This is a genomic window from Anaeromassilibacillus sp. SJQ-5, from assembly GCF_054108045.1.
The window spans coordinates 2,055,853-2,075,888 of the sequence record NZ_JBPJWQ010000001.1 but is presented as its reverse complement, the minus strand read 5'-3'; the positions used below and the strand labels follow the sequence as shown (position 1 = coordinate 2,075,888).

General features: G+C 62.0%; 21 protein-coding genes and 1 riboswitch. Of the genes, 14 read left to right on the top strand and 7 right to left on the bottom strand.

Translation table 11 applies throughout. The features are described 5' to 3' along the window. The first annotated feature begins 34 nt into the window (after positions 1–34). From ilvB to leuD, 4 genes are all read left to right on the top strand, one after another. Positions 35–1,711, top strand: a complete 1,677-nt coding sequence (ilvB, locus tag ACSAMM_RS08815) for a biosynthetic-type acetolactate synthase large subunit (RefSeq protein ID WP_457791091.1) — start codon at positions 35–37, stop codon at positions 1,709–1,711. 75 nt (positions 1,712–1,786) lie between these two features. Beyond that, positions 1,787–2,296 carry an acetolactate synthase small subunit gene (gene ilvN / locus ACSAMM_RS08810; RefSeq protein WP_178722739.1) on the top strand — a complete coding sequence of 170 codons (510 nt, stop codon included), beginning with the start codon at positions 1,787–1,789 and terminating at the stop codon, positions 2,294–2,296. A 26-nt stretch (positions 2,297–2,322) separates the two neighbouring features. Continuing rightward, positions 2,323–3,603 (top strand): 3-isopropylmalate dehydratase large subunit, encoded by a 1,281-nt coding sequence (leuC, locus tag ACSAMM_RS08805; protein WP_457791090.1) that lies wholly within the window; start codon positions 2,323–2,325, stop codon positions 3,601–3,603. An 18-nt stretch (positions 3,604–3,621) separates the two neighbouring features. Next, the gene (leuD, locus tag ACSAMM_RS08800; RefSeq protein WP_178722735.1) at positions 3,622–4,110 is read left to right on the top strand and encodes a 3-isopropylmalate dehydratase small subunit; all 489 of its coding nucleotides are present in this window, start codon (positions 3,622–3,624) and stop codon (positions 4,108–4,110) included. A 187-nt stretch (positions 4,111–4,297) separates the two neighbouring features. Continuing rightward, positions 4,298–4,384, top strand: a riboswitch (cyclic di-GMP riboswitch). Positions 4,385–4,533: 149 nt separating this feature from the next. On the opposite strand, the gene ACSAMM_RS08795 is transcribed toward leuD, so the two are convergent. Together ACSAMM_RS08795 and ACSAMM_RS08790 are read right to left on the bottom strand one after the other, a co-directional pair. After that, positions 4,534–5,358: a methyltransferase domain-containing protein gene (locus ACSAMM_RS08795; RefSeq protein WP_178722734.1), complete on the bottom strand. Its 825-nt coding sequence runs from the start codon at positions 5,356–5,358 to the stop codon at positions 4,534–4,536. Beyond that, complete coding sequence (locus ACSAMM_RS08790) at positions 5,303–5,860, bottom strand: hypothetical protein (RefSeq protein ID WP_457791089.1); 558 nt, start codon at positions 5,858–5,860, stop codon at positions 5,303–5,305. The genes ACSAMM_RS08795 and ACSAMM_RS08790 overlap by 56 nt, the downstream gene beginning before the upstream one ends. Here ACSAMM_RS08790 and ACSAMM_RS08785 point away from each other — a divergent pair. The 4 genes from ACSAMM_RS08785 to ACSAMM_RS08770 all read left to right on the top strand — a co-directional run bounded on the left by ACSAMM_RS08785 (position 5,835) and on the right by ACSAMM_RS08770 (position 7,916). Beyond that, the gene (locus ACSAMM_RS08785; protein ID WP_457791088.1) at positions 5,835–6,185 is read left to right on the top strand and encodes a hypothetical protein; all 351 of its coding nucleotides are present in this window, start codon (positions 5,835–5,837) and stop codon (positions 6,183–6,185) included. The two genes, ACSAMM_RS08790 and ACSAMM_RS08785, sit on opposite strands and share 26 nt — an antisense overlap. Positions 6,186–6,345: 160 nt before the next feature. Next, a complete protein-coding gene (locus ACSAMM_RS08780; protein WP_457791087.1) occupies positions 6,346–6,924 on the top strand; it encodes a cyclase family protein in 579 nt (192 codons plus the stop codon). A 64-nt stretch (positions 6,925–6,988) separates the two neighbouring features. Beyond that, on the top strand, positions 6,989–7,408 hold the full coding sequence (locus ACSAMM_RS08775; protein ID WP_178722725.1) for a hypothetical protein: 420 nt from the start codon (positions 6,989–6,991) through the stop codon (positions 7,406–7,408). Between the two features lie 13 nt (positions 7,409–7,421). Further along, on the top strand, positions 7,422–7,916 hold the full coding sequence (locus ACSAMM_RS08770) for a zinc-ribbon domain-containing protein (RefSeq protein WP_457791086.1): 495 nt from the start codon (positions 7,422–7,424) through the stop codon (positions 7,914–7,916). Positions 7,917–7,978: 62 nt separating this feature from the next. Here the strand turns inward: ACSAMM_RS08770 and ACSAMM_RS08765 are convergent, their stop codons facing one another. Then, complete coding sequence (locus ACSAMM_RS08765; protein WP_457791085.1) at positions 7,979–8,839, bottom strand: fumarylacetoacetate hydrolase family protein; 861 nt, start codon at positions 8,837–8,839, stop codon at positions 7,979–7,981. A 226-nt stretch (positions 8,840–9,065) separates the two neighbouring features. Between ACSAMM_RS08765 and ACSAMM_RS08760 the strand changes: the two genes are divergently transcribed. The 5 genes from ACSAMM_RS08760 (at position 9,066) to ACSAMM_RS08740 (ending at position 13,732) form a co-directional block, all read left to right on the top strand. Beyond that, entirely contained in the window at positions 9,066–9,290 is a 225-nt protein-coding gene (locus ACSAMM_RS08760; protein ID WP_178722721.1) for a putative Se/S carrier-like protein, read from the top strand. A 22-nt stretch (positions 9,291–9,312) separates the two neighbouring features. After that, the gene (locus ACSAMM_RS08755) at positions 9,313–10,476 is read left to right on the top strand and encodes an aminotransferase class V-fold PLP-dependent enzyme (RefSeq protein WP_178722719.1); all 1,164 of its coding nucleotides are present in this window, start codon (positions 9,313–9,315) and stop codon (positions 10,474–10,476) included. Positions 10,477–10,735: 259 nt separating this feature from the next. Next, complete coding sequence (cdaA, locus tag ACSAMM_RS08750) at positions 10,736–11,629, top strand: diadenylate cyclase CdaA (RefSeq protein ID WP_178722717.1); 894 nt, start codon at positions 10,736–10,738, stop codon at positions 11,627–11,629. Between the two features lie 111 nt (positions 11,630–11,740). After that, positions 11,741–13,066 carry a CdaR family protein gene (locus tag ACSAMM_RS08745; RefSeq protein WP_178722715.1) on the top strand — a complete coding sequence of 442 codons (1,326 nt, stop codon included), beginning with the start codon at positions 11,741–11,743 and terminating at the stop codon, positions 13,064–13,066. Positions 13,067–13,162: 96 nt separating this feature from the next. Next, entirely contained in the window at positions 13,163–13,732 is a 570-nt protein-coding gene (locus ACSAMM_RS08740) for a GNAT family N-acetyltransferase (protein ID WP_178722712.1), read from the top strand. A 45-nt stretch (positions 13,733–13,777) separates the two neighbouring features. Here the strand turns inward: ACSAMM_RS08740 and ACSAMM_RS08735 are convergent, their stop codons facing one another. Further along, the gene (locus tag ACSAMM_RS08735; protein WP_178721012.1) at positions 13,778–14,287 is read right to left on the bottom strand and encodes a helix-turn-helix domain-containing protein; all 510 of its coding nucleotides are present in this window, start codon (positions 14,285–14,287) and stop codon (positions 13,778–13,780) included. A gap of 306 nt (positions 14,288–14,593) precedes the next feature. Here ACSAMM_RS08735 and ACSAMM_RS08730 point away from each other — a divergent pair, with 306 nt between their 5' ends. Beyond that, on the top strand, positions 14,594–14,767 hold the full coding sequence (locus ACSAMM_RS08730; RefSeq protein ID WP_178721010.1) for a hypothetical protein: 174 nt from the start codon (positions 14,594–14,596) through the stop codon (positions 14,765–14,767). 88 nt (positions 14,768–14,855) lie between these two features. Here ACSAMM_RS08730 and ACSAMM_RS08725 read toward each other — a convergent pair whose 3' ends face one another. From ACSAMM_RS08725 to ACSAMM_RS08715, 3 genes are all read right to left on the bottom strand, one after another. After that, the gene (locus tag ACSAMM_RS08725; protein ID WP_178721008.1) at positions 14,856–15,827 is read right to left on the bottom strand and encodes a substrate-binding domain-containing protein; all 972 of its coding nucleotides are present in this window, start codon (positions 15,825–15,827) and stop codon (positions 14,856–14,858) included. A gap of 9 nt (positions 15,828–15,836) precedes the next feature. Then, positions 15,837–18,449 (bottom strand): GH116 family glycosyl-hydrolase, encoded by a 2,613-nt coding sequence (locus ACSAMM_RS08720; RefSeq protein WP_457791084.1) that lies wholly within the window; start codon positions 18,447–18,449, stop codon positions 15,837–15,839. 172 nt (positions 18,450–18,621) lie between these two features. Continuing rightward, positions 18,622–19,962, bottom strand: coding sequence for a GDSL-type esterase/lipase family protein (locus ACSAMM_RS08715; RefSeq protein WP_457791083.1), 1,341 nt, complete (start codon positions 19,960–19,962; stop codon positions 18,622–18,624). Positions 19,963–20,036: the final 74 nt, after the last annotated feature.

The window sequence follows — 20,036 nt, the reverse complement described above, 5'->3', positions numbered from 1 at the left end:
CCCGTGAGCGTCTGCGGAAGAAAGGATGACAACGATGCAGAAAAACGGTTCGGAAATCCTGGTGGAATGCCTGCTCGAACAGGGAGTGGACACCGTGTTCGGCTATCCCGGCGGATCGGTGCTGAATATTTACGACGCGCTGTACAAATACAGCGATCGCATCACCCACGTGCTGACGGCCCATGAGCAGGGGGCGGCCCACGCGGCGGACGGCTACGCCCGCGCCACCGGGCGGGTCGGCGTCTGCATCGCCACCTCCGGCCCCGGCGCCACCAACCTGGTGACCGGCATCGCCACCGCCTACATGGATTCCATCCCCATGGTAGCCATCACCGGCAACGTGGCTGTGCCCCTCCTGGGCCGGGATTCGTTTCAGGAGGTGGATATCACCGGCATCACCATGCCGGTGACCAAATACAATTTCATCGTCAAGCGAGTGGAGGACTTGGCGGATACCGTCCGCAAAGCCTTTATCATTGCGAAAAGCGGCCGTCCCGGCCCGGTGCTGGTGGATATTCCCAAGGACGTGACCGCCGCCCTGGCGGAATACGAGCCGGTACCCGCCGCGCCTGCCCGCCCCGCCGAACCTCCCAAGGAGGAGCGGCTGACCATGACGAAGGAACGGCTGGCCTCCTGCCGGCAGCCCCTGATTTATTTCGGCGGCGGTGTCATCTCCTCCGGTGCCGAGGCGGAGCTGCTGGCCCTGGCGGAATCCCAGGATATTCCGGTCTGTGCCTCCATGATGGGCCTGGGCGGTTTCCCGGCGCGTCATCGGCTGTGGCTGGGCATGGTGGGGATGCACGGCACCCTGGCGGCCAACCGGGCGGCGAGGGAATGCGACCTGCTGCTGGTCTGCGGTGCCCGGTTTTCCGACCGGGTGGCGGGCAGCCGCACCGGCTTCGCCCCCCATGCCGAAGTGGTGCATATCGATGTCGATCACGCGGAATTTGATAAGAATATTCCCGCCGCCGTGCGGGTGGCAGGCGATTTGAAGGAGGTGCTGGCCCGTCTGGCCGACGGCCTGCCTCCCCGCCGCCATGAGGCGTGGAACCAGGGTCTGGAGGCCTGCCGCCGTCCGGTCGTCCCCGACCTGTCGGATCCGGACGCCGTCCCCGATCCTCTAGCGATTCTTCAGACGCTCCGCCGCCTCACCCCCGATGATACAGTGGTGGCCACCGACGTGGGCCAGCATCAAATGTGGACGGCTCAGCACTTCGAGATGCGCGCCCCCCGCACCTTCCTGACCTCTGGGGGCCTGGGCACCATGGGCTACGGCCTGGGCGCCGCCATCGGCGGCCAGTTCGGCTGCCCCGATAAGCGGGTGGTTCTGATTTCCGGGGACGGCAGCTTTCATATGAACCTCAATGAACTGACCACCCTGGCCTCCTATAATCTGCCCATCGTGGTGCTGGTGATGAACAACCGGGTGCTGGGCATGGTGCGGCAGTGGCAGAAGGTGTTCTACGGCCGCCGCTTCTCAGCCACCGATCCCCACCGGAAAACCGATTTGGTCAAGCTGGCCGAGGCCTTCGGCTGCACCGGGATGCGGATCGCCCGTACCGGGGATATCGAGCCGGTGCTGCGCGCCGCGCTGGCGGCCGGCGGCCCCGTGGTGGTGGACTGCCAGATTTCTCCCGACGCCAATGTGCTGCCCATGATCCCTCCCGGCGGCACGGTGGAAAACATCCTGCTGGAAATGGAGGAGGATTGAGGTTGAGAGATAGGCCGCTTCCTCTTTCAAAAATCGGTTTTATGGGCCATACCGCCCGGAAAGGATAGGATTCGGATGCAGGAAAATAAAGTGGTGTTTTCCGTCCTGACGGTGAACCATCCCGGTGTGCTGCTGCGGGTGACCGGCCTGTTTTCCCGCCGGGGCTTCAATATCGATTCCATCGTCGCCTGCAAAACCCAGACGCCGGAGTTCTCCCGCTGGACCTTGGTGGTCACCGGCGACGAGGCCACCTTTATCCAGCTCAACCGGCAGCTCCTCAAGATGGAGGACGTCCTCACTGTGGAGGTGCTGGAACCCGACAGCTGTACCTGCAGCGAGCTGCTGCTGCTCAAGCTGGATACCGAGAAGGCGGGCCGCAGCGCCGTGCTGCGCATGGCCCAGACCTACGGCGGCCGGGTGCTGGACATCGGAGAGAAAACCGTCACCCTGGAAATGACCGGCCGTCCGGGCCAGGTGGATCACTTTCTGGCCCAGCTGGAAGGCTTCGGCATTGTGGAAATGGCCCGCACCGGCATCACTGCCCTGGAACGGGGCGACGGCACCATTCACACCGGCGATATCTGACGAACCATACAGGAGGTATTGAAACCATGGGTATGACAATGACACAGAAAATTCTGGCCGCCCACGCGGGCCTGCCGGAGGTGGGGGCCGGGCAGCTCATCGAGGCGAAGCTCGATCTCTGCCTGGGCAACGACATCACCGCCCCTGTGGCCATCAACGAGTTCGAACGCTGTGGCGCCTGCCGGGTGTACGACAAAAGCCGGGTGGCCCTGGTGATGGATCACTTCACCCCCAATAAGGACATCAAGGCGGCCGAGCAGGTCAAAAAGACGCGGGAATTCGCCGGTAAAATGGGCATCGAGCACTTCTACGACGTGGGCCGCATGGGCATCGAGCACGCCCTGCTGCCCGAGCAGGGCCTGGTGGGACCCGGCGACTGCGTCATCGGCGCCGACAGCCATACCTGCACCTACGGCGCCCTGGGTGCCTTCTCCACCGGCGTGGGATCCACTGATTTGGCCGCCGGCATGGCCACCGGCAAGGCGTGGTTCAAGGTGCCCTCCGCCATTCAGGTGGTGCTGACCGGCCGGCTGGGCCGGTTCGTGTCCGGCAAGGATGTTATTCTCCACCTCATCGGGGAAATCGGCGTGGACGGCGCGCTCTACCGCTCGCTGGAATTTACCGGCGAGGGCGTGGCCAGCCTGTCCATGGACGATCGCCTCTGCATTGCCAACATGGCGATCGAGGCCGGGGCGAAAAACGGCGTGTTCCCGGTGGACGACGTGACCATGACCTATGTGGAGGGCCGTTTCAAGCGCACGCCCGTGGTGTACGAGGCCGATCCCGATGCGGTCTACGATCAGGTCGTGACCATCGACCTGTCCGCTCTGCGCCCCACTGTGTCTTTCCCCCACCTGCCGGAGAACACCAAAACCATCGACGAGTGCCGCACCGCCGGGGAAAATGGCGGCCCGGTACGCATCGACCAGGTGGTTATCGGCTCCTGCACCAACGGCCGCATGGAGGACATGCGGGCGGCCGCGGAAATCCTCAAGGATCGCAAGGTGGCCGACGGCGTGCGGTGCATCATCATTCCCGCCACGCAGGAAATCTGGCGGCAGAGCATGCACGAGGGACTGTTTGATATTTTTGTGGAGGCGGGCGCCGTGGTGTCCACCCCCACCTGCGGCCCCTGCCTGGGCGGCCATATGGGGATCCTGGCCGCCGGTGAGCGCGCTGTGTCCACCACCAACCGGAACTTCGTGGGCCGCATGGGCCATGTGGACAGCGAGGTTTATCTGGCCAGCCCCTATGTGGCGGCGGCCTCCGCCGTCGCGGGCGTCATCGCCGACCCCGCGTCGCTGTAAATGAAAGGAGGAATACCCATGACCGCACAAGGACGGGTACATACCTACGGGGATAACGTGGATACCGACGTCATTATCCCCGCCCGCTATCTCAACACCTCCAGCCATGAAGAACTGGCCGCCCACTGCATGGAGGATATCGACAAGGACTTTGTTTCTCGCGTCCGGCCGGGTGACATCCTGGTGGCGCGTAAGAATTTCGGCTGCGGCTCCTCCCGCGAGCATGCGCCCATCGCCATCAAGGCCAGCGGCATTTCCTGCGTCATCGCCTCCACCTTTGCCCGGATTTTTTACCGCAACGCCATCAACATCGGCCTGGCCATCTTGGAATGTGACGAGGCCGCTCGGGATATTCAGGCCGGGGACGAGGTCAAGGTGGATTTCGACACCGGCCTCATCACCAATCTGACCACCGGGAAAACCTACCAGGCAGAGCCTTTCCCGCCCTTTATTCAGAATATTATTCAAAAAGGCGGCCTTCTCGCCTCTATCCAGGATCGGCTGTAATTTCAGCCGTCGCACACATCCCCGGCGGAAATATTCCGTCGGGGATGTGTGCCGTCCGGGACAAAATTGCGGCGGTAAAATGTTGGAAGATCATCATGGATCGATCTGTGGTGAATTTTCACGCGAAAAAACGAAAATTAAGTTGACAAAGAGACATTTTTCCCCTATAATAATACACGTTAAAAAAGTAAATATTTGGCAAAACTGGCGAAAGCCAGCGACGCAAAGCGATGAGTCTAAGGCGAAGGTTCGCTATGATTGTCAGGCTGCATGATGAACGTACAGAGTTGATACGTGTTGTTATGCAGCCTTTTTTATTGGCCGCGGTTCCGGACGGCTTCTTCCGGACACGAAACAAGCCCCCCCATAAGCAGTCCCCTGCCGCCCGCGCTTCTTTCCAGAGCCGGTACGACAGGGGACTTTTTATGTGGCGGCTGCCGTGTCCGGGCGGATCCCCAGGCGCAGCCGGTAGCTGAAGGTCATGGGGCAGGGCCGATCGCCCAGAGCGGCCCGCACCGCTTTCTCGAACGCCTCCAGCTGTGGCAGGACGGCCTGCGGGGCGGTGCGGATCAGCGCTTGCACCCCGCCTTGGCTGAGGGCCAGCGCGAGCAGCCGATCGGCGCTCCCATCCTCCGTATGGGCGAAGACCAGCTCCCGGGAGAATGGGAACCAACCGCTGTCCCGGATGCGGGACAAATGCCCATCCTTGTCCCAGCGGCGAAAGGTGCCGCGCACCGCCGGGTGCGTGTCCTCCATACGGCGGATATAGGCCAGCAGGACCTGGTAGGCCGTCTCCGCCCGCCTGTTGCAAAGCGGGATGGTGTCGTAATCGTAGGCCATGAACAGCCCGCCAGGCTGGAGAATCCGGGCCGCCTCCTTCAGGGTAGAGGCCGGTTCCATCCAGTGGAAGGACTGGGAGCAGGCGACGACATCGGCCCATCCGTCCGGCAGGCCGGTGTCGTCGCCATAGCCCGGCTGAATGCGAACGCTCGGGCAGCCGGCGGCGGCGCGCTCGGCCGCCGCGCGCATGTCGGGGCTAGGCTCTATGCCCACAACCTCCCGGGCCGCCTCCGCCCACGCTAGGGTAGACAGCCCGGTGCCGCACCCCACGTCCGCCACCGTCCGCGGCGGAAAGCCGCGGTATACGCGGGCAATCTCCAGAATTTGCGGCGGGCATGCAGGCCGCGCTTTGTCATAGGCGTCGGCGAAGCCGAGAAACCGGGCGGCGTTTAATTGTCGGCTGTTCATAAGCGTTCATCCTTTCCAATAGATATAGTATACCGGTGAAAAAAGAAATTGGCAATCCCCGGTCCGGTATGTACCATGGGGAAGCTTGACAACCCAAAACAGGTGCGGTACTATTTATCTGCATGATGGAGATTGATAAGAGAAAGGTGTGAATCAAATTGATCAAACGGGCTACAGCCGTTCTTTTCGCGGTAGTGTTTGCGGCTTCCCTGGCTTCCTGTGCAGAGCCGAAGCCGACCCCCACTTCCACCACCGGATCTTCGGCCTCGGATACGGAGCCGGGGCCGACGACGACACAAAGCACGGGCGAATCCAGCGGCGTATCTTCCACAGCGTCGGCTGAAAGTTCATCCTCCGCAACGCGGACAACCGCGCGTCCGGCTTCGACCAAGACCACCGTGAAGAAAACCACCAGGATCCCCCCGACGTCCGCTCCCACAACCTCAAACGCGATAAAAGCAGCCGCTTTTACCTTTTTGCAGACCTTTCCTCTGGAAATCACCGCCTATGGTGCGCGTTTTCAGATTCTGGACGCGGCCATATCCGGCGTAAAAATGGACGCGGACGGCGGCTGCACATTTAACTTTAGCTGCAGTGCAAAACGGCTGGAGGACGGGATTGCGGGGAAAAAGACCTGTGCTGTCCGGGTGAAATGGTTCAACGAGAACGGGGAACAGGTCAAGGCGACCGGGCCGGCTATCGGCAGTCTCGATGTGGGGGAAACCGGCCGCTGCAATACCGTCATGGGCATGAAAGCCTCGGAGATGCAGGGCTCGCCGAACAGTCGCTTTACCGTGTCTTTGGAAGGCTATGGCGAGGCCGGATAAGACGAGAAGGGAAGACGCAGAGAATATCTGTTGACGACGATCGTCCTGCCGGCGGGTCCGCAGAAAAAGGGATTGGCAATCCCCGGCGGCTTGCAATCGACGGGGGATTGCGCTATACTGTTGAAAGCGGTACAGCCGTTTCAAGAAAGGCGGAAAAGGGATGAAAGCAGTCGATATTTCCCGGGAAATGTTGAGCGCTCCGGTCTATCCCGGCGACCCCAGCCCTTCGCTGGAAGCCCTCTGCCGCCTGGAGTTCGGCGACGTGTGCAATACCTCCTCATTGCATGCCTGCCTGCATAACGGCACCCATATGGACGCTCCCCGGCACTTTGTTCCCGACGGGACGGACGCCGCCCATGTGCCGTTGGACGCCTGCATCGGGGAATGCAGCGTGGTTAATTTCGACGGCCTTCTTCTGGGGGCCCAGGCGGAGGCGCTCCTGCCTGGCCTGCGCTCCCGGGTGTTGTTCAAGGGAAAGATGGAGCTCAGTCCCAGCGCGGCTTTTGTGCTGGCGGACAGCGGCCTGCGGCTGCTGGGGGTGGAGGGCCAGTCGGTGGCCCCGGCGGAATGCACCGTGGCGGTGCACCGGCAACTGCTGAGCAGCGGCATGGTGCTGCTGGAGGGCCTCGATTTGTCCGGCGTGGAGGAGGGCATCTATTTTCTGATGGCCGCCCCGTTGAAAATCGACGGCGCGGACGGTTCCCCCGTGCGGGCCATCTTGTTGGAACGGCAAACCTAATCTCGGGAAGTGTTGGACGGTGTCCGTCGGCCGGGATCTGATAACCGAAAGGACGAATGTGAATATGCATCCGATTTTGGCGGCGGGGGCCGCGTGGGATTCCTGGTCGAACGTGGCGTTCATTCTGCCGTGCATGGTGCCGGCCCTGGTGCTTCTGGGCTTTTGCATTTATAACGACGCCCGCCTGCGGGGGGAGAAGCGGCCAGTGCTTTGGGGCGTGCTGTCCGGGGTGATGTTCCCGGCCGCGCTGGTGTATTTCCTGGTCACCCGGCTGGCCAAACCCATTGAACTGACGTGTAAATTCTGCGGCTATTCCTTGTCCCGGTGGCATACCGTCTGTTCCTCCTGTGGCCGTCTGCTGGTGGGGCCTGGGAAGAAGGTTAAGAAGTTCCGCCGCCGGCGCAAAGCCTTTTTTATCCTCTTTATTCTGCTGCTGATCGCCGGCTGCGTGACGGCGTCTGTTATTGGAATCAATATGTCTTGAGGGAGGGCTTGTTTTGTACGGATTTGAAACGCAGTTGGTGGACACGATTGTCCGCTTTCTTCTCGGGCTGCTCGGGTTGATCCTGCTGGAGGCCGCCGCTGGGGTGTTCCTGGGGCTGTGCGTCTATAACGACGCCTGTTACCGGGGGGACAGCAATCCGGTGCTCTGGGGGGTTCTTTCCGGCTTTTTCAATATTGTCGCTCTGGTGTATATCATCGTGCAGCTGAGCAGTAAGAACAAGACGGCGTTCTGCGTGCAGTGCCGCGCCCCCATCCCCCAGGGATATACCGTTTGCCCGGCCTGCGGGATGCCGCTGTTTCTGCGGGGCAAGCCGGTGTCCGCGGAGCAGATGGAAGGCTTTCGTCGGCGCCGGAAGCTGTTTCTCATCCTGTTCATCGTCTTTTTCGCCGTGGCCCTCATTTTGGGCGTCTTGGTGATAGTGGATTATATCACCAATATCTTTCAAACGGTGACCTCCTTCGGCGATTATTGGGAAACCGCCCTATAAGCCTTACGGACATACGAAAACCCCCTCCAGGCGCTTTGGCGCCTGGAGGGGGTTCGTTTTGCTTATACGAATCGGTTTTGCAGGGTGCCGATGCCCTGGATGTCGGCCTCCACCACGTCCCCCGGGCGCAGCCAGTGCTGCTCCTCTGGCGGCCGCCCCTGCATGACGCCGCCCGGCGTGCCGGTGAACAGGATGTCCCCCGGCTCCAGGGTGATGTAGCGGGACACATAGGCCAGAACGGCGGCGGGCGTGAAGAGCATATCCCGGGTATTGGCCCGCTGGCGCACCTCGCCGTTGACCCGGCAGGCGATGTCCAGATTGCCCGCGTCCACCTCGTCGGCCGTGACCACATAGGGCCCGATGGGGGCAAAATGATCCCAGCTTTTGCCCATCAGCCATTGGGTGGACTGAAACTGGAGCACCCGTTCGGACACGTCGTTGCCCACGGTGTAGCCGAAGATGTGAGCCGGGGCGTCCTCCTCGGCGATGTGACTGCCGCCTCGGCCCACCACGGCCACCAGCTCGGCCTCATAGTCCAGTTTGGCCGCCTCCTCGGGGAAGGGGATATCCTGCTGATGGGCGGCGATGGTATTGCTAAATTTGGAAAACAGCACCGGCTGATCCGGCTTGTCCATGGCGATTTCCGCCGTGTGATCCCGGTAGTTGAGACCCACGCATAGGATTTTTCCCGGCCGGGGCACCGCCGGCGCGTACCGTACCGGCTGGGCGACCGGCACGGTTTTGCCGGCCAGCAGCCGCTCCACTTGGGCGAGGGCATCGTCCCCGCCCGCCAGCAGCTCATGCAGGTCGGCCGGCGCAGCCAGATGCCGTCGGGCCGCCGTGGCGGCGATATTCACCGGCCCGCCCAGCGTCTGCACACCCAGCCGTATCCGGCCATTCTCATAAAAATGGAACCATTTCAAAATAAGCGCTCCTTTCTGTTCGAAAACATGTAGGTCGACTGCTTTCATCATACCCGGGTTCCCCGCCGAAATCAACGAACAGACCATGAACATTTTCTTTAGATTCCCGGTAGACTGCTGTCCGGCAGGTACGGCCCGGCCCTGTGCTGCATACATTGTAATGGAACGATAGGCTCAATACCCGGTCATTTGCGGATGAGCGGACAGAAAGGAACGGTCGACGACTATGGACAGCGTCTATTTTAACGTCAGTTCCATCACCAATGCCATGCGGGGGAAGAACCTGCTGGAGCGTAACGGGATTCACGGTTATATCAACCGGACCGTTGATGAAGAGGGGAACAACGGCTGCGGCTACAGCCTGCTGGTCAGCGGGGATACCGCCAAGGCGGAAAGCCTGCTGCGGGCGTCGGGCATCCGGATTACCGGCAAGGTCCCGGCGGATAGATAAAACAGGAAAGGAGTGATCAAGTTTGATATATTGGGACAATGCCGCCACCACCTGGCCCAAGCCCATGGCCGTGACCGAAGCCATGAGCCGGGCGCTCACGCGCTACGGCGCCAATCCGGGCCGGGGCGGCCATACGATGGGCATGGCCGCCTCCCGCGAGGTGTACCGCTGCCGGGAAACGGCGGCGGAATTTTTCCATCTGGACAATCCGGGCCAAGTGGTGTTTACCCTGAACTGCACCATGGCCATGAATATGGCTCTCAAAGGCATTTTAAGGACAAGCGGCCGGGTGGTGGTCTCCGACCTGGAGCATAACGCCGTCATGCGCCCCCTTCACGTGCTGTCCCCAGGCCGGCCCATTTATGACGTGGCCCAGGTGACGCCGGGGGACGATGACCAGACGGTGGAGGCCTTCCGCCGCTGCATCACCCCCTTCACCCGCGCGATTGTCTGCACCCATGCCTCCAACGTGTTCGGCGTGCAACTCCCCATCCGGCGTCTCGGGGAGCTTGCGCGGGAACACGATTTGCTTTTTGTGGTGGACGCCGCCCAGACGGCGGGGGTGCTGCCCCTGGACATGGAGGCCGATCACATCGACTTTCTGTGCGTGGCTGGGCACAAGGGCCTGTACGGCCCCATGGGGACCGGCATGCTGCTGTGTGGCGATCGGTTCCAGCTGCCCTCCTTCGTGGAAGGGGGGACGGGGAGCCAGTCTCTGCTGTATGAGCAGCCGGATGAGCTGCCCGACCGCCTGGAGAGCGGCACCCCCAACACCCCCGGCATCTGCGGCCTGCGGGCGGGGATGGAGTGGGTGAAGGCCCGGGGAATTGACGCCATCCGGCAGCAGGAGCTGCGGGACGTGCAGATGCTGTACGATGCCGCAGCCCGAATCCCCGGCGTTACGCTGTATACGCCGCGGCCCGAGGACGGATACGGCGTCCCCGTGCTGTCGCTGAACATCGAGGGGCGCGCGAGCACCGACGTGGCGGAGGAACTCAACCGCTACGGTGTGGCGGTGCGGGCCGGCCTGCACTGCGCGCCGAGCGCGCACAAAAAATTTGGGACGCTGCCGGGGGGGACGGTGCGGCTGGCGCCGTCGCTGTTTACCTCCAGAGCGGAGGTGGCGGAGACCTGCCGGATTTTACGGGCTTGCGCCGCTTCCGGCGGCCGCCAGGGCGTCAAATAGGCCGGCTGTATCACAGATTGTCGCTGAAAATCCCGAAGAATTTCGCATTCTTCGGGATTTTTTCGCACAAAAGCCGCCTGGAACCACCCCGCTCAGCGGCGGTTTCGCCCAAAAACGCACGGAAAAGCAGCGGCGGCCAAATCTGAAAATTCTCTTTCATTCGCGGCAAACCCATTGCAATAATCCGATAGTATGGTAAAATATAAAGGATAGAGGCGAAGGGGAAACTTTCGCTCCCCGCGGAAGGATGAAAAGCAGCATGGCAGACTTTTTTACAGACGTCTGGAAATCCATCGTCGGGTTTCTGGGGTCGTTCAACTGGATAGTGGACACGCTGGATATCCTTCTGGTGGCGTTTATCATTTACAGCGCGATCAAGCTGGTGCGGGATTCCCGCGCCGAGCAGCTGCTCAAGGGTATCATCCTGTTGCTGGTGATGTTCGGGGTGGCCAAGCTGCTGCATATGAAGGCGCTGGATTTTCTGCTGCAGACGGTATTCAACAGCAGCCTATTGCTGCTGGCCATCATATTCCAGCCGGAAATCCGGCGGGCGCTGGAGCAGGCGGGGCATTCCCGCCTGGGGCTGCGCAGCATTTTCGGCGTCAACGGCGAGCAGAACGAGGAGAGTATCAAGCAGTGGCAGAAGGCCATCTCCGCCGCCTGCGCGGCCTGCGAGACGCTGCAGCGCCAGAAGATGGGCGCCCTCATCGTCTTCGAGCGGGACACCAAACTGGGGGAAATCGCCAAATCGGGCACCTTGGTCAACGCCGACCCCACCAGGGAGCTCATCGGCAATGTGTTTTTCAACAAGGCCCCCCTGCACGACGGGGCCATGATCATCCGGGACGGGCGGGTGTACGCCGCGGGCTGCATCCTGCCGCTGTCCGATAACCTGCAAATCAGCCGGGATCTGGGCACCCGCCACCGCGCGGCGGTGGGTATGAGCGAAAATTCCGACGCCATCGTGGTGGTGGTTTCGGAGGAAACCGGCACCATCTCCACCGCTGTGGCCGGGGAGCTCAAGCGCAATTTCAGCCCCGAGGCGCTGCGGGTGGCGCTGGAAAACGGCATCATCTGGGATCGCTCCCGTCAGGATAAGGACGGCGAGCCGAAGGGCGGCCTGTTCCGCCGGGGAAAATCCCGTGACAAATAGGGCTATTCCGCGGGAATTGGTTCTGGCCGGCTGCCGCAGCCGGCGTTTCGGCCGCAGCGGGCGCGGCTGAAACCGGCCACTTCCATTTTTGCGAAAGTATGGGTGTACAACATGAAGAAGCTGTCGTTTAACAAGGTGCTGCACAATAAAAAGTTCATGATGGTATTTTCCCTGGTGGCGGCTGTCGCGATCTGGGCGGCGGTGGCCTACGGGCCGAGCAGCACCATCACCAAGACCATCAAGGGCGTGCCCATCAACGTCTCGCTGACCAACCCGCTGGCCTTGGAGGAAAACCTCCAGCTGACGGGGCAGAAGGAATTCACCGCGGATATACAGATTCAGGGCCCCCGCTCCAAGGTGGAGCGGCTGACTGGCAGCGACATCATCCTGACGGCGGACACCGCCGACGTGGTCAAGCCGGATAAGTACACCGTGGCGGTGAAGGCAAGCAACCTGCCGGATGGCTGCGAAATCAAGGACACCACCAAGCAGACCATCACGCTGACCTGCGACAAGTGGGTGGGCAATTCCTTCCCGGTGGAGGCGGATATTTCGGGCGTCAAGGTGACGGACGAGACCATATACCGGCTGGGCACCCCGATGCTGGCGGCTGATTTCCTCACAGAAGGCAAGGCCCAAGTGAGGGGGCCGTCCGGCGTGATCAGCAAAATCGACAAGCTGGTGGCCAAGGTGACGGCCGGAGAGCCCATTGCCGACGCGCAGGTGTTTTCCACCGAGCTGACGGCGGTGGACAGCGAGGGGAAGGATGTGGATTTGTCCGAATGCACCTTCCCTGACGCGGCGGAGGGCAAGGGCACCGTCAACGTCACGGTGCCGGTCCAAGTGTACCGGAAGGTGAATTTCACCTATCAGCTCGAGAACGTGCCGGAATATTACCAGGGGGTGACCAACTTTTTCACCCTGTCGCCCACCTATATCGAATTCTGGGGATCGCCCACGGCGGTGGAGAGCTTCGCCGCCCAGGTGGCCGATTTGGGCAAATTCGATTTTGACAACATGAAGGCCACCGACAACGAAAAGGTTATCCCGCTGACCATCCCGGACGGCATCACCGTGCTGGGCGATGTGCGGGAGGTCAAGGCCGCCTTCAAGCTGAGCAACGTCTCCTCCAAAACTATGGACTTGACACTGGAGATGGGGTCGAAGGGGAACGTGGTCATCCAGAACCAGCCCGCGGGCCGCAGCGTGACAGTGCAGGATAAGCTGACGGGGATCGTGCTGTGCGGCCCGAAATCCGCCCTGAACCGCGTCAGGGCCTCCGACTTGGTGGTGACCATCGACATGGCCAACAACGCCACCACCGGCCCCAGCCTGTTCCAGGCACGGATTACGGTCAAGAACCGGAAGGATATCTGGGTGTATTACGGCGATAACAAGCACGGCATCGACGTGGGAGTCACGGTGGACGTGGCCTGACGCGAAAAGTGACCGGATAGAAAAGCCCCCTGCCGCGCGGCGCCGCGGCAGGGGGCAATTGATAGGCGGCCCTCCGGGAGCAGGGGGCGGAGGCCTGTGGAAAAAGAGAGAACGGAAGCGGAGGGAAACAGCCTCGTGGATCTGGAGACGGCAAGACTGGTGCTGACGCCTGTGACAGAGGAACACATCGATCCTATCTGCGCTCATTTCACCAAAGAGGTCGTCACCTATATGGTTCCAGGCCCGGCGAAGGAGCGGGGCGACATGGAGGCGGTCGTCCGCCGGTTTATGGAGCAGCGGCGGGCCGGCACGGATTTTGTATATGCCATCACGCTGAAGGGGAGCAGCGAATTTATCGGCGTTGCCAGCCTGCACCATGTGCCGGCTCCAGTGCCGGAGCTTGGCATTTGGACAAAGATGGAGGCGCACGGGCATCATTATGGAAGGGAAGCCATTGGGGCGATGCTTCGGCTGGCCGCTTCCATGGGGATAGGCCGGCTGTGTTATCCTGTCGACCGGCGGAATGTGCCGAGTCGAAAAATCCCGCTGTATTACGGCGGGAGGCGGACAGACGCGTTCCGTCTGGTGCGTACGCCGGACGGCAGGACGCTCGAAGAGGAACGATACGAAATCGAAACCGGAAGCTGGCCGCCCGTCCTGCGTTGAACAGAGACGGGCGGCCGGCCTTTTTTATGGAAAAGTAGAGCGATTTTATTCTTTTTTTCGTGTTAAGAAAATTCCAGCGATTGCTCCAATAAGAACAATAGGTGCTAACCGCACAAATAGCCATTCAAATATATGAAAACCTGCTCCAAAAACAGCCGTTTCAGGGTCGTTATAGTTCAAACTTAAATAGGGACTATTTAAAGCAATTAAGGCCGCCGAAATGATTACTATAATAGAACACAGTGCAATAAGCAATCCTTGCATGATTTTTCGTCTGGCAATCTTTTTTTGTGCGAGCTGTAAATTTATAATCTCTAGTTTTTCCGAAAGTACTTTTAAATCATCGACCTTCGTTTCAACAACCGTTTCCCCAAGCAAAGTGCTCACCGGGACTTCCAACACCTCAGATATAGAAATTAACATATCTGAGTCAGGAACCGACAATCCTTGCTCCCATTTCGAGATGGTTTGTCGCACAACATTCAATTGAATAGCAAGTTCTTGTTGTGAAAGCCCTTTGGATTTTCTGATTGATTGAATGTTTTTACTTAACATTATACATGTCCTCCTTTTGATTTTCTCACCAATAGTATATGAGAAATTGTCCGTGGCCACAAGCAACGCATGTTAACATTCCGGTTACTCGTATGATATCAATCCCAGAGCCTTCTCATCATCAAAATCATAATTGCCAGTGTTTGTGGTAAATTCAACTATAAAATCTTAAGATAAATTGTCACAAATGTTCTCTTATTTGTGTTATAGTTAGAGAAGAGGTTCTCGATTAACCAGGCGCGCATCAACCGGGAATTCGCCTTTTCCACGGCGTATGTGTCGGACGACGGGCTGACGATTTATCCGATGAAATGGTTTTTTGAAAGGCCGGTCTCGGCCTGGGAGGCCGCGGGCATCCGCCGGGAGGGCATACAGGCCCTGGAGGAGGCGTGGCTGTACGCCATCGGCGACGCCTATAAAAACGCGCCGCTGTATGACAAAGTGAACAGCTTCCTCGGCCGGACGGTGACTTCCGGCTGACGGAGGAAGCAAAAAGGGGCGGTTGCTCGCGGCTTTTCAGCCCGGAGCGACCGCCCTTTTATCCATATGCAAAATGAGGGGGAGGAGGTTACAGGGTGGCACCCGGTATGATTTTATGGGGGAGGACGGGGGGCGGGGTGCCGTGGACGACGGCGTCCACGGCGTCGGCGCTGATCCGGTCGATGGAGCAGCCCACGGTGGTCAGCCGCTCGGACAGGTAGCGGAGCATATCGATGTCGTCGAACCCCATGACCCCGACCCGGGCGGGGACGGGGACGCCCTCCTCCCGCAGGGCGAGCAGCATGTGCAGGGCCTGGTAGTCGCTGGGAAACAGCAGGGCGGTGCGGGCCGTCGAGGCCCCGATCAGGGCGCGGACGGCGGGAATATAGTCCGGCTGGGCCACCACATGGGTTTCGAGACGAGGAAGGGCGGCGGCCGCGGCCCGGAAGCCCTCATACCGCCGCCGCTGGGCGTCGATATTGACGCGGGACTCCTGCTCCTTGGCGGTATAGACGTAGACGAGGCGGCGGTAATCCCGGCCGGCGGCGTAGCGGACAGCGTCGCCCATGGCGGCCTCCTCCCACACCCCGGCGTGGGGGAAACCGGACAGGCGGTTGCCCACCGTGACCAGGGGGACGCGCAGCCCCCGCAGCCACTGCTCATACGCCTCTCCCCGGCCGGCGGGGCAGAGCAGGATGCCGTCGGCCCCCAGGCCGCACAGCCGGCGGACGCTGTCCCGTTCCCGCGCAGGATCCCGGTCGGTGAGCAGGAGGACGACGGTGTAGCCGAGTGCGCGGGCGCGGGCCTCCACCGCGCTGGCCAGCTGGGCGAAATACTCGTTGCGCAAATCGAAGAGGACCAGGCCGATAAGCCAGGAAGCGCCCCGCACCAGGCCGCTGGCCCGCATATCCTTGACATAGCCCAGCTCCTCGGCCTTTTGCAGGATGCGGCGGCGGGTTTCTTCCTTGATTCCAGGCCGGCCGTTCAGGGCGCGATCCACCGTGCCCTGGGACACGCCGCAGATCGCGGCGAGGCGGGTGCTGGTGATTTTATCCGGCATGAGGGAGGTTCATCCTTTCGTTTCGGCGGATGGTTCCACCGTGAGGATCAGGCGGGCTCCCGCCGACAGGCGGCAGCCCTCCAAGACGACGTCGTCCCCGTCGCGGCGGCAGGGAAGGGGCCGTCCGTCCACTGACGCGGCGGGGCGGCCGGCGGGCAGCCAGGGCAGCGCCAGGCGGAGAAGGGACAGCGCGCCCTCCTCGACGTTTAGCTCCAGCCGGTTGTCCGTGATGTCCACGGTGCCCCAGGCGGCGTCCACGCTCCACAGGCAGCGAAAGCGCTCGCCCAGCGCGCGCAGCGGGTCGAAGCCGAGGCGGCCCCGAGGCAGGTCGAAGAGAAAGCCGCTGTATACGAGAAGCAGGGAAAAGCTGGCCATGGAGCGGGCGTAGTTGCTGCCGCACTCCATCTCGTTGAACGGATTGCGCTTATCCCCGTCGTACCGATCCCGGACGGCCCGGACGACGGCGAGGCCTTCTTCCCGCAGCCCTTCCCGGATCAGCAGGGCGGCCGCCTGGTATTCCATGCCGGTCATGCATTCCTGACAGTAGGGCACAGGCACCGCCGGCCGGTGCGCGCCGTCCGGATATTCGCAGATGACCATGCCGCTCTCCCCGTTGAGGCAGTAAACGCGGCAGGGATTGCAGTAGGCGCGCATGTCGGGCTTGAAATTGTTCCGAAACAGGCTTTGCAGGGCGGTGCGGGTCTGTTCCCGGTCGAACAGATCGCCCAGGCCGCAGAGATCGGCGTGCCACTGGCCGCAGAGCTGGTCGATTTCGCAGCCATGGCCTATCTGGTATTTCAGCTCCCCGGCCTCCTCGTTCCAGTACCGGGAGCGGGTCTCCTCGTCGTAGGGGTCGAGCAGCTGCCGATCGGTCAGGCCGATGGGCTGGTCGAAGTAGGCGCCGTTGAACAGGTGCTCTTTTGTCCAGGCCTTTCCCTTTTCAAACAGGGCGCGGTACGCGGCCGCTGTTTCCGCCTCGCCCAGGTAGGCGGCCATTTCCTCGCCGGCCCGCAGGGCGGCGAGATAAAAGCCCTGGAGCCAGGCATTGGGGCCGTACAGCTCCATATCCAGGGTGTGGTGCTGCCGCCCCTCCAGCACGCCGTCCTTGTTCCCGTCCCAGCGGTAGGGGTTGGCGGGGCTCCAGGCGTATTCGAGGGCCAGCTTGACCTGCGGCCACAGGGAGCGGAGCCAATCGTCGTCCCCGCACAGCTTCCATTCGCGGTAGGTCTTGATAACGCCGCCCATCTGGCCGTCCACGCAGGGGTGGAAGCCGTCCCGGCCGCGGCCCAGGGGAAGCTGGAGGCGAAAGGACATCCGCCCGTCCTCCCACAGGTTATAGCGGACATCCAGTTCGCGCATGGATCGCTCCAGCTTGGGGAACAGGAAGGGGAGGGCGTAGGCGTAGTTCCAGACGTGGGTGCAGCTGCCCTCGCAGCTGCCGGCGGTTTCGTGCAGGCCCTCCCAGCCGTAGAAGGAGCCGTCCTCCAGCCGCATGACGGTGGGGGTTTTGAGCACAGCCAGGTTGGCCGACACCGCCTCGCTCACCTCCGGGGGGAGGGTGGAGGCGAACAGGGCCCTTTGAAAGCGGCGTGTCCGCTCGTACAGAGACGTCCAGTTTGCCAGGGCGTAGGCGGCGGTATCCTGCGACGTGGGGAAGAGGGTGCTGTCGTAGGTTTTCCATACCACGTCCCGCTCCCCCTGGGGCGTCTGCTCCCGGCAGGGGTTCCAGTAATTGAAGCGGTTGGGATACCGCCAGGCGAGCAGGAAGCGCACTGTCCGCGTTTCTCCCGGCTCGAGGGAGAAGGGAACGGCCAGGGTGGCCACGTCGCCGCCGCCGGGCTCGTCATAGCGCCGCGGGGGGAGGGGGCCACCCTGGGCGAAGTCGCGCCAGTACACCGTCGGGCCGTCGAACCACTCGCCCCGATACCAGGCCTCCTGGGCCTGGACGTCCCGGGCGTCGGTGGCCAGGGTCAGCTCGCCGTATTCCGGCGCGTCCTCTCCGCAGGCTTCCTGCCAGAAGGCCAGGCCCGACCAGCCGTCCCGGCGGACGAAGCGGTTGCGCGTTTGCCGGGAGAAGGGGTTGCGCACTGAGAAGGCGGCGGTATAATCGATGGGGAAGGCGGCGGTGTTTTCCATCGCCACCTCAAAGAAGGCCGCCGGCAGGCTGGAATTCTTATCGTCCAGGGGAATGAAGGGGTTGAAGGCCGTCAGGGACACCCGGCCCGGAAAGGCGGGATCCGCGAATTCCAGCCGGGCGATGGGAAACTCCCCGATAAAGGTATGCTCCCGGAAATGGGGGAAGCCGGCCAGGCTCTCCCGCTGGGGGCCGTAGCCGTACCCGGCGAAGTTTCCCTTGCCATAGGCGCCGGCCAGATCCTTGTACAGATCGCCGGCCAGAACCTTGGCGCACAGCAGACGGCCGCCGGCCGCCGCCTTGACGGCCAGATGGCTGTAGTCGTTTATGGCCCCCTTATGGGGGCGGCCGTCGATTTCCCAGTCCGTGAGGCGGCCGTTGCCGCCCAGGCCGATGCTGCCGGTGCCGATGCCGCCCAGAGGAAACACGATTTCCCGGGTGCTGGCGCCGGTATACACGCAGCGCGGGTTGACGTTGTCCGTGGTCATGCGTATCACGCGTCCTTTCCATCAGCGGGTGTCCAGGGGCTTTCCGTGTACGTACACGTTATAGCACGAAAAGCGGGGAGTGTCAACCTATCCGATGGAGAAAAACGAAAAAAAGCCCCCGCCGCGAGCGGCAGGGGCAAAGGCTGCAGACAAAGAGGCAACCGGCAGAGGGTTAAGAGGCGGAAACCAGGCGGTTCTGCCGCAGAAAGGCGACCAGGCTGTCGGCCATGGAGCGATGCTGTTCGACGGTGGGATGGCCGTTGCCGCCCTTGTTGGGGCCGCAGGGCAGGGGACAGACGTAATAGTTCTTCGCGGCCCCGCCCAGGCGGTTCACCGCGTCGGCGGCCTCGTCCAGATAATCGGCCATGATGCCGCCCGCTGCCCAGACGATGGCGGCCCGCGGATTCTTCCGCCGCACCTGCCGCATGAAGTCCTGCATCGCCTGGGTCAGCGCCGAGGAGGAGCCGCCGGTCCACAGGTCGTTGGTGCCCAGGTTAATGACCACGATGTCCGCCTGGCGGGAGAAAGCCCAGGGGGCGGTTTTGTCCCGGTAATAACTGATAGACTCGTACATGGGAGGCAGGGCGGGGTTGCCGCCGTCCCAGCCGTGATACGCGCCGATGCCGCTGCGGGCCAGGACGCTGATGTCCGCGCCCAGGGCCTGCGCGGTCAAATAGGCGTAGCTTTGCGTGCCGTCCTGGTTCTCTGAATAGTCGCTGGCCGGCTGGGGGAGGCCCAGGCAGAGATTCCCGAGGCCCACGGTGATGGAATCGCCCAGGAATTCCATGTAGAGGGGCCGGTCGGCGGGGCGGCTTTTCAATTGGCCTGTCAGTTCAATGGCGCAGAGAGTCGCTTGGCCATAAAAGCTCTCCGTCTGGCGGACGACCTGGAAGGTGTGGTCGCCTTGGGGAAGATTTTCCGCAAGGAACAGGCGGGAGCCGGTTCTATGCGCGCGCTTTTGCTCTTTTCCGTCCACGAGGACGGTATAATACAAGGTCTGTGAGGCATTTTCCTTCAAGGTCAGGCTCACGCTGCCCGCGCAGGCGGCCTGAAATTCCAGGGTGTTGGCCGACCAGTCGAAGCTGACGCCGGAGGAGACGGGGCCGCTGCGGCCCTGAATTTTCACCTTGGACAACACGGCTGCATCGGCCAGGGAGAAAACGGAGACGGAGGCGTTATTCGAGGTGGGGGCCGAGGAGACGGACCCGGAAGAGGCGGTCGTCCGATCGACGGAGGCGTTTCCACCAGCCGATGTGGAGCTGCCGGAGGGAGCGGGCGCCCGGTTTCCCGTCGTGGTTTCGATCCGGTCCGCGTCTTCGCTTTGACCGGAGGAGGTGGAAGCAGCGGTCACTTCCGCGGCGGAGGTTGATTCCGCGGCCCCGGGGGTTACATGCCAGCTCAGGCTTTCAGAGGGGGCGGGAGGCGAATTCCCGCAGGCGGCGGAAAGAAAACAGAGGACGCCGCTCAGGACGATGCCGAGGATCCGTACAGCCGATTTGTCACACGGGCACATAGTGGCCAAGTCCCTTCCGATTTGATATTCGCACGACCCGATCCGCCGGACGCGGCGTATTAGACGAAGCAAAA

What these genes read in the sequence shown, in the direction of transcription:
- ilvB (WP_457791091.1), top strand. Translation starts at nt 35, where the DNA reads ATGCAGAAAAACGGTTCGGAAATCCTGGTGGAATGCCTGCTCGAACAG.
- ilvN (WP_178722739.1), top strand. Translation starts at nt 1,787, where the DNA reads ATGCAGGAAAATAAAGTGGTGTTTTCCGTCCTGACGGTGAACCATCCC.
- leuC (WP_457791090.1), top strand. Translation starts at nt 2,323, where the DNA reads ATGGGTATGACAATGACACAGAAAATTCTGGCCGCCCACGCGGGCCTG.
- leuD (WP_178722735.1), top strand. Translation starts at nt 3,622, where the DNA reads ATGACCGCACAAGGACGGGTACATACCTACGGGGATAACGTGGATACC.
- ACSAMM_RS08795 (WP_178722734.1), bottom strand. Translation starts at nt 5,358, where the DNA reads ATGAACAGCCGACAATTAAACGCCGCCCGGTTTCTCGGCTTCGCCGAC.
- ACSAMM_RS08780 (WP_457791087.1), top strand. Translation starts at nt 6,346, where the DNA reads ATGAAAGCAGTCGATATTTCCCGGGAAATGTTGAGCGCTCCGGTCTAT.
- ACSAMM_RS08775 (WP_178722725.1), top strand. Translation starts at nt 6,989, where the DNA reads ATGCATCCGATTTTGGCGGCGGGGGCCGCGTGGGATTCCTGGTCGAAC.
- ACSAMM_RS08760 (WP_178722721.1), top strand. Translation starts at nt 9,066, where the DNA reads ATGGACAGCGTCTATTTTAACGTCAGTTCCATCACCAATGCCATGCGG.
- cdaA (WP_178722717.1), top strand. Translation starts at nt 10,736, where the DNA reads ATGGCAGACTTTTTTACAGACGTCTGGAAATCCATCGTCGGGTTTCTG.
- ACSAMM_RS08745 (WP_178722715.1), top strand. Translation starts at nt 11,741, where the DNA reads ATGAAGAAGCTGTCGTTTAACAAGGTGCTGCACAATAAAAAGTTCATG.
- ACSAMM_RS08735 (WP_178721012.1), bottom strand. Translation starts at nt 14,287, where the DNA reads ATGTTAAGTAAAAACATTCAATCAATCAGAAAATCCAAAGGGCTTTCA.
- ACSAMM_RS08730 (WP_178721010.1), top strand. Translation starts at nt 14,594, where the DNA reads ATGAAATGGTTTTTTGAAAGGCCGGTCTCGGCCTGGGAGGCCGCGGGC.
- ACSAMM_RS08725 (WP_178721008.1), bottom strand. Translation starts at nt 15,827, where the DNA reads ATGCCGGATAAAATCACCAGCACCCGCCTCGCCGCGATCTGCGGCGTG.
- ACSAMM_RS08720 (WP_457791084.1), bottom strand. Translation starts at nt 18,449, where the DNA reads ATGACCACGGACAACGTCAACCCGCGCTGCGTGTATACCGGCGCCAGC.
- ACSAMM_RS08715 (WP_457791083.1), bottom strand. Translation starts at nt 19,962, where the DNA reads ATGTGCCCGTGTGACAAATCGGCTGTACGGATCCTCGGCATCGTCCTG.